The 13,766-nt window shown below is 57.9% G+C and carries 11 protein-coding genes; 6 read left to right on the forward strand and 5 right to left on the reverse strand.

The features are described 5' to 3' along the window. Window positions 1-2,280, reverse strand: a complete 2,280-nt coding sequence (maeB, locus tag NR795_RS10950) for an NADP-dependent oxaloacetate-decarboxylating malate dehydrogenase (protein WP_257758202.1) — start codon at window positions 2,278-2,280, stop codon at window positions 1-3. A 281-nt stretch (window positions 2,281-2,561) separates the two neighbouring features. On the opposite strand from maeB, the gene tal reads away from it, so the two are divergent. Both tal and tkt read left to right on the forward strand, forming a co-directional pair. Continuing rightward, window positions 2,562-3,512: a transaldolase gene (gene tal, locus NR795_RS10955; protein ID WP_042389377.1), complete on the forward strand. Its 951-nt coding sequence runs from the start codon at window positions 2,562-2,564 to the stop codon at window positions 3,510-3,512. 20 nt (window positions 3,513-3,532) lie between these two features. Beyond that, on the forward strand, window positions 3,533-5,527 hold the full coding sequence (tkt, locus tag NR795_RS10960) for a transketolase (protein WP_144818205.1): 1,995 nt from the start codon (window positions 3,533-3,535) through the stop codon (window positions 5,525-5,527). Here the strand turns inward: tkt and NR795_RS10965 are convergent. Both NR795_RS10965 and nudK read right to left on the reverse strand, forming a co-directional pair. Beyond that, a complete protein-coding gene (locus tag NR795_RS10965; protein WP_144818204.1) occupies window positions 5,517-6,560 on the reverse strand; it encodes a DUF1176 domain-containing protein in 1,044 nt (347 codons plus the stop codon). The genes tkt and NR795_RS10965 overlap by 11 nt on opposite strands. Window positions 6,561-6,688: 128 nt before the next feature. Then, window positions 6,689-7,264 (reverse strand): GDP-mannose pyrophosphatase NudK, encoded by a 576-nt coding sequence (gene nudK, locus NR795_RS10970; protein ID WP_257758203.1) that lies wholly within the window; start codon window positions 7,262-7,264, stop codon window positions 6,689-6,691. Window positions 7,265-7,468: 204 nt separating this feature from the next. On the opposite strand from nudK, the gene acrD reads away from it, so the two are divergent. Further along, window positions 7,469-10,585, forward strand: coding sequence for a multidrug efflux RND transporter permease AcrD (gene acrD / locus NR795_RS10975; RefSeq protein ID WP_257758204.1), 3,117 nt, complete (start codon window positions 7,469-7,471; stop codon window positions 10,583-10,585). Window positions 10,586-10,682: 97 nt separating this feature from the next. Here acrD and ypfM read toward each other — a convergent pair whose 3' ends face one another. Continuing rightward, on the reverse strand, window positions 10,683-10,742 hold the full coding sequence (ypfM, locus tag NR795_RS10980) for a protein YpfM (RefSeq protein WP_100181659.1): 60 nt from the start codon (window positions 10,740-10,742) through the stop codon (window positions 10,683-10,685). A 476-nt stretch (window positions 10,743-11,218) separates the two neighbouring features. Here ypfM and NR795_RS10985 point away from each other — a divergent pair, with 476 nt between their 5' ends. The 3 genes from NR795_RS10985 to NR795_RS10995 are packed head-to-tail and all read left to right on the forward strand — an operon-like array spanning window position 11,219 to window position 12,922. Then, window positions 11,219-11,575: an ArsC family reductase gene (locus NR795_RS10985; RefSeq protein ID WP_257758296.1), complete on the forward strand. Its 357-nt coding sequence runs from the start codon at window positions 11,219-11,221 to the stop codon at window positions 11,573-11,575. Window positions 11,576-11,578: 3 nt separating this feature from the next. Further along, window positions 11,579-12,706: a succinyl-diaminopimelate desuccinylase gene (dapE, locus tag NR795_RS10990; RefSeq protein ID WP_257758205.1), complete on the forward strand. Its 1,128-nt coding sequence runs from the start codon at window positions 11,579-11,581 to the stop codon at window positions 12,704-12,706. Window positions 12,707-12,733: 27 nt separating this feature from the next. Then, window positions 12,734-12,922 (forward strand): YpfN family protein, encoded by a 189-nt coding sequence (locus NR795_RS10995; protein WP_042389360.1) that lies wholly within the window; start codon window positions 12,734-12,736, stop codon window positions 12,920-12,922. Window positions 12,923-13,003: 81 nt separating this feature from the next. Here NR795_RS10995 and ypfH read toward each other — a convergent pair whose 3' ends face one another. After that, window positions 13,004-13,702: an esterase gene (gene ypfH, locus NR795_RS11000; protein ID WP_144818200.1), complete on the reverse strand. Its 699-nt coding sequence runs from the start codon at window positions 13,700-13,702 to the stop codon at window positions 13,004-13,006. Window positions 13,703-13,766: the final 64 nt, after the last annotated feature.

A 13,766-nucleotide genomic window follows, 5' to 3' on the forward strand; every position in this document is an offset into this window, starting at 1 on the left:
TTATAGCGGCTGCGTCTGCGCCTCTACCACTGCCAGCGCCACCATGTTGACGATGCGGCGGACAGAGGCGATAGGCGTCAGCACGTGCACCGGTTTTGCCACGCCCATCAGCACCGGCCCGACGGTGACGCCCTCCGAGCTGGAGACGCGCAGTAAGTTGTAACTAATGCGCGCCGCCTCGACGTTAGGCATAATCAAGATATTAGCCGAGCCTTTCAGCGGGCTATCCGGCATCCGGTCCTGTCGGATGCTCTCAACCAGCGCGGCGTCGCCGTGCATCTCCCCGTCAACCATCAGATGCGGATCGCGTTCGCGCACTTTCGCCAGCGTCTCGCGCATTTTGCACGCCGCCGGTGAGTTCGACGAGCCGAAGTTCGAGTGCGACAGCAGAGCCACCCGCGGCTCAATGCCGAACCGGCGCACGGTCTGGGCCGCCATCAGAGTAATGTCCGCCAGCTGCTCCGGGGTCGGATCGTCGTTGACGTAGGTATCAGCAATAAAGGTGTTGCCGCTCGGCAGCAGCAGCGCATTCATCGCGCCCGCCGTATGCACTCCGTCGCGATAGCCAAACAGCTGCTGAACCACGCTAAAATGCTCGTGATAGTCGCCGATGGTGCCGCAGATCATCGCATCCGCCTCGCCGCGCTGAACCATGATCGCCCCAATCACCGTGGTGTTGCTGATTACCGCCCGCTGGGCCTGCTCCTGGGTGATGCCGCTGCGCTTCATGATGCTGTAATACTCGCTCCAGTACTCTTTGAAGCGCGGGTCGGATTCGTTATTTACGATCTCAAAGTCAACGCCGGGACGGATCTGCAAGCCCAGCTTCTGGATACGCATCTCGATGACGCCGGGGCGACCCACCAGAATTGGCTTCGCCAGCCCGAGTGTGACCAGCTCCTGAGTTGCGTGCAGAACGCGTGCCTCCTCGCCCTCCGCCAGCACCACCCGCTTCGGATCGTTGCGCGCCTGAGAGAAGACCGGCTTCATGAACAGGTTGGTTTTGTAGACAAACTCGGTGAGCTTATCAACATAGGCGGTAAAGTCGGCGATGGGTCGCGTCGCTACGCCCGAGTCCATCGCCGCTTTCGCGACCGCCGGGGCGATCTTGACGATCAGACGTGGATCGAAGGGTTTGGGGATCAGGTACTCAGGGCCGAAGCTCAAATCCTGATCGCCATAGGCCGAGGCCACCACTTCGCTCTGCTCGGCATGGGCCAGCTCGGCAATGGCGTGCACCGCCGCCAGCTTCATCTCTTCGTTGATCGCCGTAGCGCCCACATCGAGCGCGCCACGGAAGATGAACGGGAAGCAGAGCACGTTATTGACCTGGTTAGGGTAGTCAGAGCGCCCGGTACAGATGATGGCGTCCGCACGCACCGCTTTCGCCAGCGGGGGAAGGATCTCCGGCTCCGGGTTCGCCAGGGCGAGGATCAGCGGCTGACGCGCCATCTGCTTTACCATCTCCTGGGTCAGCACGTTGGGGCCCGAGCAGCCAAGGAAGATGTCCGCGTCTTGCATCACTTCTGCCAGCGTACGCTTGCCGTTGTCCTCAATGGCGTAAGCGGCCTTGGTTTCGGCCATGGGTGTCTCACGGCCTTGGTAGATCACCCCTTTGGAGTCGCACACCACGATGTTGTGCTTCTGCATTCCCAGCGCCACCAGCAGGTTCATACAGGCGATGGCCGCCGCCCCTGCGCCGGAGACCACCATCCGCACGTCGGAGAGGTTCTTCTCCACCACCCGCAGACCGTTGAGAATAGCCGCGGTGCTGATGATCGCCGTGCCGTGCTGGTCGTCATGGAATACCGGAATATTCATCCGCTCGCGCAGCTTTGCCTCAATATAGAAGCACTCCGGGGCTTTGATATCCTCAAGGTTGATGCCGCCGAAGGTCGGCTCGAGCGCCGCCACCACGTCGATAAACTTGTCCGGATCCAGCTCATCGACCTCGATATCAAAGACGTCGATGCCGGCAAATTTCTTAAACAGAACGCCTTTGCCCTCCATCACTGGTTTGCCCGCCAGCGCGCCGATATTGCCCAGCCCCAGCACCGCCGTGCCGTTGGAGACGACCCCCACGAGGTTGCCGCGTGCGGTGTACTTAAAAGCTGCGAGCGGATCTTTTTCAATCTCCAGACAGGGGGCGGCGACGCCCGGCGAATAGGCCAGCGCTAAATCGCGTTGCGTAGCGAGCGGCTTGGTTGGGGAGACCTGAATTTTACCGGGAATGGGGAACTCGTGAAAATCGAGGGCACTCTGTTTTAACTGGTCGTCCATTATGATGTTCCTTTCACGTATCGTTTGTAGGGTTGAAGCGTGATAGCGCTCCTGACGCGCCCCCTAGTATCGCCGTTGAGCGCGGCATAAACTTTGAACGCTGCCAAACTCTGACTACCCCGCCGCAAAATTTGTTATCAATTTATATCAACGGTGTTATGCCCTTACGCCAGCAAACCGGTGTCCGTCTGCTATGCTTTTTTGTTATGCATGTTCTATTTTCCACGAAGGTGTGAACCAACGCACTCACGTAAGCTTTTGCTTTTCAAGGAGTATTGTGTATGAACTATCTAGACGGCATCAAACAGTTCACCACCGTCGTAGCCGACAGCGGTGATATCGAATCCATTCGCCACTATCAACCGGAAGACGCCACCACTAACCCCTCCCTGCTGCTGAAAGCCGCAGCGCTGGAGCACTTCTCGCATCTGGTTGATGATGCGTTGGAGTACGGTAAAGCGCGCGGTAAGACTCAGGAGCAGCAGGTTGCCGAAGCCAGCGACAAGCTGGCGGTGAATATTGGTGCGGAAATTCTGAAAAGCATTCCGGGCCGCGTCTCTACCGAAGTTGATGCGCGCCTCTCCTTTGATAAAGAGAAGAGCATCGCCAAGGCGCGCCGTATCGTGCAGCTCTATGAGGAGCTGGGCATCGACAAGTCACGCATTCTGATCAAGCTGGCCTCCACCTGGGAAGGGATCCGCGCCGCAGAAGAGCTGGAGAGAGAAGGCATTAAGTGTAACCTGACCCTGCTCTTCTCCTTTGCCCAGGCACGAGCCTGCGCCGAAGCGGGCGTCTACCTGATCTCCCCGTTTGTAGGGCGTATCTACGACTGGTACCAGCAGCGCAAGCCGCAGGATCCCTACGTGGTTGAAGAGGATCCGGGCGTGAAATCGGTACGTAATATCTACGATTACTACAAGCGCAACCGCTATGAAACCATCGTGATGGGGGCAAGCTTCCGCCGGATCGAACAGATTGTCGCCCTGGCCGGCTGCGACCGCCTGACCATCTCTCCATCTCTGCTTCAGGAGTTACAGGACAAAGAGGGCACCATTGAGCGCAAGCTGGTCCCAACCTCACAGAGCTTCCCACGTCAGGAGCCGCTGACCGAAGCTGAATTCCGCTGGGAACATAACCAGGATCCGATGGCGGTAGAAAAACTCTCTGACGGTATCCGCCAGTTCGCCGTTGATCAGCGCAAACTCGAAGATCTGCTTGCCGCTAAACTTTAATTTTTGTCATGGAGTGAAATATGTCTCGTAAAGAGCTTGCCAACGCTATTCGCGCCCTGAGCATGGACGCGGTACAAAAAGCCAACTCCGGCCACCCTGGCGCGCCCATGGGCATGGCCGATATTGCTGAAGTGCTGTGGAACGACTTCCTCAAGCATAACCCGACCGATCCGACATGGTATGACCGCGACCGTTTTATTCTCTCTAACGGCCACGCCTCAATGTTGCTCTACAGCCTGCTGCACCTCTCCGGCTACGATCTGCCGATTGAGGAGTTGAAAAACTTCCGTCAGCTGCACTCGAAAACGCCGGGCCACCCGGAAATCGGCTATACGCCGGGCGTTGAGACCACCACCGGCCCGCTCGGCCAGGGGCTGGCTAACGCGGTGGGGCTGGCGATTGCCGAGCGCACGCTGGCAGCGCAGTTTAACCAGCCGGGACATGAGATCGTCGATCACTTCACCTATACCTTTATGGGCGACGGCTGCCTGATGGAGGGGATCTCCCACGAGGTCTGCTCTTTAGCGGGTACGCTGGGGCTGGGCAAGCTGATTGGCTTCTATGACCACAACGGCATCTCTATCGACGGTGAAACCGAAGGCTGGTTTACCGACGATACCGCTAAGCGCTTTGAAGCCTATCACTGGCACGTAGTGCATGAGATTGACGGTCACGATCCAGAGGCGATTAAAGCGGCCATCCTTGAAGCGCAGAGCGTGAAAGATAAACCGTCGCTGATCATCTGCCGCACGGTGATTGGCTTTGGCTCGCCGAACAAAGCGGGTAAAGAGGACTCCCACGGCGCGGCGCTGGGGGAAGAAGAAGTTGCCCTGACCCGCCAGAAGCTGGGCTGGAAGCATCCGGCCTTTGAGATCCCAAAAGAGATCTACAAGGCGTGGGATGGCCGCGAGCGCGGTGAAAAAGCCCAGCAGTCATGGAAAGAGAAGTTTGCCGCCTATGAGAAGGCACACCCCGAGCTGGCAGCAGAATTCTCCCGTCGTATGGGCGGTGGCCTGCCAGAGAATTGGGAGCAGCTGACCCAAGAGTACATCACTAAACTGCAGGCCGAGCCAGCGAAGGTGGCCACCCGTAAGGCCTCGCAAAACGCGCTCAACCAGTACGGCCCAGCGCTGCCGGAACTGCTGGGGGGATCGGCGGACCTTGCGCCAAGTAACCTGACCATCTGGTCCGGATCGACGTCGCTGAAAGAGGACCCGGCCGGGAACTACATTCACTACGGCGTGCGCGAGTTCGGTATGACCGCCATTGCCAACGGTATCGCCCACCACGGCGGCTTCGTGCCTTATACCGCCACCTTCCTGATGTTCGTCGAGTACGCGCGTAACGCTGCGCGCATGGCGGCGCTGATGAAGGCGCGGCAAATCATGGTTTACACCCATGACTCCATTGGTCTGGGGGAAGATGGCCCGACGCACCAGGCGGTTGAGCAGCTCGCCAGCCTGCGCCTGACGCCAAACTTCAGCACATGGCGTCCCTGTGACCAGGTCGAAGCAGCCGTTGGCTGGAAACTGGCGATTGAGCGGCACAACGGCCCGACCGCGCTGATCCTCTCACGTCAGAACCTTACCCAGATGGAGCGTACCCCGGAGCAGGTGAAAGCCATCTCCCGCGGCGGCTATATTCTGAAGGACAGCGACGGCCAGCCGGATCTGATCCTGATCGCGACCGGCTCTGAAGTTGAGATCACCATGAAGGCGGCGGAGCAGCTGAGCGCCGAGGGCCATAAGGTGCGGGTGGTTTCTCTGCCATCGACGGACATTTTTGATGCCCAGGATGACGCGTACCGTGAGTCGGTGCTGCCATCAGACGTCAGCGCCCGCGTGGCCGTTGAGGCCGGGATTGCCGACTACTGGTACAAATACGTTGGCCTGAAGGGGGCGATTGTTGGGATGACCGGCTACGGTGAGTCCGCTCCGGCCGATAAGCTGTTCCCGTTCTTTGGCTTTACCGTTGAGAACGTGGTCGCTAAAGCGAAAAAAGTGCTTAACGTGTGATCCACAGCGTGGGCCAGGCGTCTGGCCCATGCCAGCTATCACAGCTTGGCTCTTCTGCATAGCGCACCAGACGAAAGCGCTGGCCGTCAAAACGCCAGCGCGTCTGGATACCGCAATCCGCCAGCCCGCGACCTTTGGCAAGCGTTGTCAATTCGCGGGCTTTCTGATCGAATTCAGCATTCATTAACTCCATCTCATCGTTGCCGCTGCCGGGGGTAAAGGGCAGGCGCAGGCGCACCGCTTTGGTCGCGTAAGGCTTATGACGCGATACAAGCCAGGCGAGATCCACCGTATTGTAAGCTCCCGCCTCACAGCTCACGATCAGCAGCGCTTTATCGTCGGTAAGGGCTGTCACACGCACCTCTCGCCGCATCGGATCCAGCGAGCACTGGCTGCTGTTCATCCGCATGCTGCCGTAATCCAGCAGGGAATCCATCTCTTCACGGGTAAGCGGGGTCGGCGTTGGGTTTACTACCGCCACCCCTTTCAATGCCGGGGCAGGCGGCACGCTGAGAGAGGGATTATCGCCCTTTTTAATCCATGCGGTTTCGCTGCCGACGCGCTTTTGCTGCGCATCAATAAACAGCAGCGCCGCCTTGAGCCCAATCAGGGAGATGGTGCCCTGCCCCTCTTTCAGGGTAATCGCCTGCGCATTCTGAATGGTCTGTAAGAATACGCTGATGGTAGGCGCATGCTCGGTGATCAACCGCCACGGTGACATCGCCCAGTGCTGAGGCTCCAGCCGCAGCGGCATACCGTCAATCAGCAGGCGCGGCGCAACAGGCGGCTCTTTTGCCGACGGTGTCTGGCTGCCGCCAAGCTCGATACGCAGCTGCGCATCGGTTCGCGCTCCCGCGCTGCGCGTCAACGTCATGACGAGTCCATGGTGTTCGCCGGTATTGCGTGCTACGCAGAAATTTTGGTTATTACAGGTCACCTGCCAGTCGGAGAAATTCTGCTGGGCGGGTGCCGCCCACGCAAACGAGGCGACAAACAGATTAAGCAGTAGCAGCAGCAAAACGCGATAACGCATGAACGGTACAACCCCAAAAGTAGAAGCCTGGCAAATAAACAGCGTATCTTCGTCTTCTTGGGGTAGCGGACTCAATCGGATTTATCGGATAGATTTATTCTAAATACATGTTATTAACCCGATTAATATCAAGACATTAGACCAGAGGCCTGTAAATATTGCAGTAATATCACTGCCTTAGCGTCACGTATCTCGCCGCTGGCCACCGCGTCCAGCGCCTGGGTGAAAGGCATCTCAAGGACTTCAATATCCTCATCTTCCACGCCGCCGCCCGCATTAGCCTTCAGGCTGGCGTTATATTCGGCAATAAAGAAGTGAACAATTTCGGTGACGCCGCCAGGGGACATATACAGTTCGAACACCTTACGTACTTCACCGACCTCGTAACCCGTCTCCTCCATCGCCTCTTTACGCGCACACACTTCCGGCGCATCGTTGTCCAGCAGTCCGGCGCAGGGCTCAATCAAACGACCATCTTCGTTGCCGTTCACCCAGGTGGCAATACGGAACTGGCGAACCAGCACCACGCTGCGTTTCTCCCGGTTATAGAGCAAAATGGTTGCCCCGTTGCCGCGATCGTACACCTCGCGGCGGTGGCGGATCACCTCTCCGTTGCGGCGGGTCAAATCGTAGGTGATATTGCGTAACACGAAGTAGTTTTCAGAGAGGATCTTATCTTTGATAACGTCTATTTTCAGCGACATACCAGTCCTATACGGTGAGTGTGAGCCTCTATTTTACGCGCTGAGGCCAGCCTTGTCGCGCCGGTTAATCGGTTCGTCCTGTGCAAACAACGTGATAATTTACACTTTCTCCTTTTTTTCTCCACGTTTAGTCAGGCAATTGCCGCTAAAGTGGGGTGAAGCAATGTAGAGTTATAAAGCAAAATAAAAGAGGTCTCCCTTCTGATGGCGAATTTCTTTATCGACCGCCCAATTTTCGCCTGGGTATTAGCTATCATTTTGTGCCTCACCGGCACGCTGGCAATTATTTCGCTGCCCGTTGAGCAGTATCCCGATCTGGCCCCGCCCAACGTGCGGATCGCGGCCAACTATCCCGGTGCCTCTGCACAGACGCTGGAAAACACCGTTACCCAGGTTATTGAGCAGAATATGACCGGGCTGGATAACCTGATGTATATGTCCTCGCAAAGCAGCGCCACCGGGCAGGCAACGGTGACCCTTAGCTTTGCGGCGGGTACCGATCCCGACGAGGCGGTTCAGCAGGTACAGAATCAGCTCCAGTCGGCAATGCGTAAGCTACCGCAGGCGGTGCAGAACCAGGGCGTAACGGTACGTAAAACCGGCGATACCAATATCTTAACCATCGCCTTCGTCTCAACGGACGGTTCGATGGATAAGCAGGATATTGCCGACTATGTCGCGAGTAACATTCAGGATCCCCTCAGCCGGGTTAACGGCGTGGGCGACATTGACGCCTACGGCTCGCCCTATTCGATGCGCATCTGGCTCGATCCGGCCCGTCTGAACAGCGTCCAGCTAACGGCTAAGGACGTGACCGATGCTATTGAGGCGCAGAACGCACAGATCGCCGTCGGTCAGTTAGGCGGTACCCCGTCTGTAGACAGACAGGCGCTGAACGCCACCATTAACGCTCAGTCGCTGTTACAAACCCCGGAGCAGTTTCGCAACATCACCCTGCGGGTCAACCAGGATGGCTCGGAAGTCCGCCTTGGCGACGTCGCTCAGGTCGAGATGGGGGCAGAAAAATATGACTACCTGAGCCGCTTCAACGGCAAGGCGGCCTCGGGGCTTGGGGTCAAGCTGGCCTCCGGGGCTAACGAGATGGAGACGGCGAATCTGGTGCTCAACCGGCTGGACGAGCTGGCGCACTTCTTCCCTCACGGCCTGGAGTACAAGGTAGCGTACGAGACCACCTCCTTCGTTAAAGCCTCGATTATCGACGTGGTAAAGACCCTGCTGGAGGCTATCGCCCTGGTCTTCCTGGTAATGTACCTTTTTCTGCAGAACTTCCGTGCCACCCTCATTCCAACCATCGCCGTGCCGGTGGTGCTGCTCGGTACCTTTGCCGTGCTCTACACCTTCGGCTACAGCATTAATACCCTGACCATGTTCGCTATGGTGCTCGCCATTGGCCTGTTGGTGGATGATGCCATCGTGGTGGTTGAGAACGTCGAACGCATCATGAGCGAGGAGGGCCTCTCCCCGCGCCAGGCCACGCGCAAATCAATGGGCCAGATCCAGGGGGCGCTGGTAGGTATCGCGATGGTACTGTCGGCGGTATTTGTGCCGATGGCCTTCTTCGGCGGCACCACCGGGGCGATTTACCGCCAGTTTTCGGTCACTATCGTCGCGGCGATGGTGCTGTCGGTGCTGGTGGCGATGATCCTCACCCCGGCACTGTGCGCGACCCTACTCAAGCCAGTACAAAAAGGCGAGCAGCACGGGCAGACGGGCTTTTTCGGCTGGTTTAACCGCATGTTTAACCGCAGCGCGGCGCGCTATGAATCCGGCGTCGCCAGGATCCTCCATCGCAGCCTGCGCTGGATGCTGATCTATGCCCTGCTGCTCGGTGGCATGGTGTTTCTCTTCCTGCGCCTGCCCACCTCGTTTCTGCCGCAGGAGGATCGCGGCATGTTCACTACCTCGGTGCAGCTGCCCAGCGGCGCTACCCAGCAGCAAACGCTGAAGGTCGTGCAGAAGGTAGAGGAGTACTTCGCCACCCATGAAAAAGATAACGTTACGTCGGTCTTCGCCACTATCGGCTCCGGGCCTGGCGGCAACGGCCAGAACGTGGCCCGCATGTTTGTCCGTCTAAAAGACTGGGACGATCGCGATCCGACCACCGGCAGCTCGTTCGCTATTATCGACCGTGCCACCAGGGCGTTTCGTGATATCAACGAGGCGCGGGTTTTCGCCAGCAGCCCACCGGCCATCAGCGGCCTCGGCAGCTCGGCCGGGTTTGATATGGAGCTCCAGGATCACGCTGGCGCCGGACACGATGCCCTGATGGCCGCTCGCGATAAGCTGCTGGAGCTGGCCGGGCGCGATCCGTCTCTGGCCCGTGTGCGCCACAACGGTCTGGACGACAGCCCGCAGCTACAGATCGATATCGATCAGCACAAGGCTCAGGCGCTCGGCGTCTCTATCGACGACATCAACGACACGCTGCAAACCGCCTGGGGCTCCAGCTACGTCAATGACTTTATGGATCGCGGCCGCGTGAAGAAGGTCTACGTTCAGGCAGCGGCGAAGTACCGCATGCTGCCGGATGACATTAACCTGTGGTACGTGCGCAACAGCACCGGGGGCATGGTGCCCTTCTCCGCCTTCGCCACCTCCCGCTGGGAGACCGGCTCTCCGCGCCTGGAGCGCTACAACGGCTACTCCGCCGTGGAGATCGTCGGCGAAGCCGCCACCGGGGTAAGTACCGGCACCGCCATGGACATTATGGAGAACCTGGTGCGCCAGCTGCCCGGCAGCTTTGGCCTTGAGTGGACCGCAATGTCTTACCAGGAGCGGCTCTCTGGTGCGCAGGCTCCGGCGCTGTACGCCATCTCCCTGCTGGTGGTCTTCCTCTGCCTGGCGGCGCTCTATGAGAGCTGGTCGGTGCCCTTCTCGGTCATGCTGGTGGTGCCCCTCGGGGTGATTGGCGCTCTGCTGGCGACCTGGATGCGCGGTCTGGAGAATGACGTCTACTTCCAGGTGGGGCTGCTCACCGTTATTGGGCTATCGGCGAAAAACGCCATTCTGATCGTCGAATTTGCTAACGAGATGAATGCCAAAGGCCACGATCTGCTTTCGGCAACGCTGCACGCCTGCCACCAGCGTCTGCGGCCGATCCTGATGACCTCTCTGGCGTTTATCTTTGGCGTCCTGCCGATGGCGACCAGCAGCGGCGCAGGCTCCGGCAGCCAGCATGCGGTGGGAACCGGGGTGATGGGCGGGATGATCTCTGCCACCGTGCTGGCTATCTTCTTTGTACCGCTGTTCTTTGTGCTGGTGCGTCAGCGCTTCCCGCTAAAAGAGCGTCAGGAAGATTGAACAATAAAAAAGGCGGCCCACAGTGGCCGCCTCGCTGTTGCGTGATATTGTTCACGCTTTTGTTATATTAGTGCTTCTTGGTAGTGCTTATCTGGAATTATTTACGAAGCATGCCTTCGATAAAATCTTTCCAGTTCCCCAGTTCATGTTCAATCATAACAACCTCATCTAATTATTATGGGTATTCTACAAAAAATCGTCATTGCTGTGAAGAGACGCGAAATCAATTGCTATGATTGGTCACCTCCGCGCTATTTGTTGGGCTTGAACAGACTATGACGTAGCGGCGTGTGTAATAATGTGACACATAGCAACATTCCTAAAAACGGGCAGCGAAACGTTTCGCGAGCGTGATGCGCGTCGCAAGTTTGCACTTTCGCTGGCTTAACGTTGCCGAATAACTGCAGGACATTATTCAGGGCATATATTGCGCGAGAGCTAATTTAATTAGCAAACAAATGTATTAACGATCGCCTGCTAATTATTTCCTGAATACGTTTTTCTTTATACAAAATAGATGAACACTAAACTAAAACTTAAACAAACTGCTTCACCATCATGGCATATCGGGTAATACTCTCTCTTTACCTGCTTACAAAGTGAAATTTTATGAATAACATTTCATCAGACGCTCTGCCGGTGATGTACGGCATCAAAAACTGCGACACCGTTAAAAAGGCGCGCCGCTGGCTAGACGCACAGCAGATAGCCTACCGCTTTCATGACTACCGGGCCGACGGGCTGGATGCGGCTCTGCTCGATACCTTTATCGCTGAGCTGGGATGGGAAGCGCTGCTGAACACCCGGGGCACCACCTGGCGCAAGCTGGACGATGCGCGACGGGAAAGCATTCAAAATGCCCCCTCGGCGGCAGAGCTGATGCTTGAAATGCCTGCAATTATCAAACGCCCATTGCTCTGCGCGCCCGGTAAGCCTATGCTGCTGGGTTTCACAGAAGCCAGTTACGAGCGCTATTTTAACGAGGTGTAGTCTATGTCATGCCCGGTTATTGAGCTGACCCAACAGCTTATTCGCCGCCCTTCTCTTAGTCCCGACGACGCAGGATGCCAGGCGTTACTGATTGAACGCCTGCGTGCTATTGGCTTTACCGTTGAACGGATGGATTTTGGCGACACGCAAAACTTCTGGGCATGGCGCGGCCAGGGCGAGACGCTGGCATTTGCGGGTCATACCGATGTGGTTCCCGCGGGCGACGCTGACCGCTGGATCAATCCGCCGTTTGAACCCACCATTCGCGATGGGATGCTGTACGGTCGCGGCGCGGCCGACATGAAAGGCTCCCTCGCGGCAATGGTAGTGGCCGCCGAGCGCTTCGTGGCCCGACATCCGAATCATAGGGGTCGTCTGGCCTTCCTGATCACCTCCGACGAAGAGGCCAGCGCCACGCACGGCACGGTGAAGGTCGTGGAGGCGCTGATGGCGCGCAACGAACGCCTCGACTACTGCCTGGTGGGCGAACCCTCCAGTACCGAAGTGGTGGGCGACGTAGTGAAGAACGGGCGTCGCGGCTCGATGACCTGTAACCTGACCATTCACGGCGTGCAGGGCCACGTGGCCTATCCGCACCTGGCAGATAACCCGGTACACCGCGCTGCGCCGATGCTTAACGAGCTGGTCGCTATCGAGTGGGATCGCGGTAACGAATTTTTCCCACCGACCAGCATGCAGATCGCCAATATCCAGGCCGGGACCGGCAGCAACAACGTGATCCCCGGCGACCTGAAGGTGCAGTTTAACTTCCGCTTCAGCACCGAGCTCACCGACGAGGCGATCAAGGCCCGCGTCGCTGCGCTGCTGGATAAACATCAGCTGCGCTACACCGTGGACTGGTGGATCTCCGGCCAGCCGTTCCTCACCTCGCGCGGTAAGCTGGTGGATGCGGTGGTGAAGTCGATTGCACACTATAATGAAATTGCACCGCAGCTGTTAACCACGGGCGGGACCTCGGACGGGCGGTTTATTGCGCGAATGGGGGCTCAGGTGGTGGAACTGGGGCCGGTGAATGCGACCATTCATAAAATCAACGAATGTGTAAACGCCGCCGATCTGCAGCTGCTGGCCCGTATGTATCAACGCATTATGGAACGGCTCGTTGCATAATAGGCGTTTCTGAATGAGGACATGAGCATGGAATGGCTGGCTAAATACTGGTGGATTCTGTTACTGGTTTTCCTGGTGGGCGTGCTGCTGAACGTCATTAAAGACCTCAAGCGCGTCGACCATAAGAAATTTCTCGCTAACAAGCCCGATCTGCCCCCGCATCGCGACTTTAACGATAAGTGGGACGACGAAGACGACTGGCCGAAGAAGAAGTAGTCGGTGCTGATTACGCCGGGCGGCGCTACCGCTTGCCCGGCCTACAACTTGCTCCACCTACAATTTGCTCGACCCACGAAACTACATAAACTCGACAATATCGTCGTCGTTGAACTTGCCGCCGCTCAGCGCCTCATCAAAATAGTGCTTCGGCACGGTGTAGCTTAGACGGTCCAGCGCCAGCTGCATACTCTCATGGCTGATGCCGTGTCCCACATCATCAACAATATCCAGCGTGACATCGCCCCCGGCCTGTAACAGCGCCTCCTGAGCGGCAACGGCATGCGTCAGCTCAATCACGCGATCCTCCCCGCCGTGGATCAGGTGGATCGTCACCGTCGCGCTGATAGCCGCAGGCAGGCTGGCAAAGCGACCGCTAAAGGCGATCACCCGCGACGCCAGCGTGGGCTGGGCTTTTACCCCCTCAAGGGCCATGATCGCCCCCTGCGAGAAGCCGATCAGCGCCGTGGCCTGTGGCCCCAGTCCACTCTCCTGCTGCCAGTAACGTACCGCTTCAATAAAAGCGGGCATGATGGCGTCCACGCGTTCCTGACGATTCTCCTCCGTGACGCCCTGCACGGAGAACCACTGCCGCGCGGGCGGCGGACCGCAGGGTTCAGCCCCGCCAACGCTAACGATCAGCGCATCCGGAAAGCGGGCGGTAAAGCCGGTGCCGACCTGTCCCATGGCGACCGGATTATCACCGACGCCGTGAAACAGCAGCAGCAGCTGGCTGGCAGGTTTGTCCGGGCGTTGTACTACATGGTAGTCGTGTTCCATGGCGGTCTCCTTATAGCGTTGAGGTAAGTTTACGCCGCACGGCGGCGATGACCATGCCATTTAA

Origin of the sequence: Pseudescherichia sp. L3 (genome assembly GCF_024656065.1) — a bacterium.
Taxonomy (GTDB): domain Bacteria; phylum Pseudomonadota; class Gammaproteobacteria; order Enterobacterales; family Enterobacteriaceae; genus Pseudescherichia.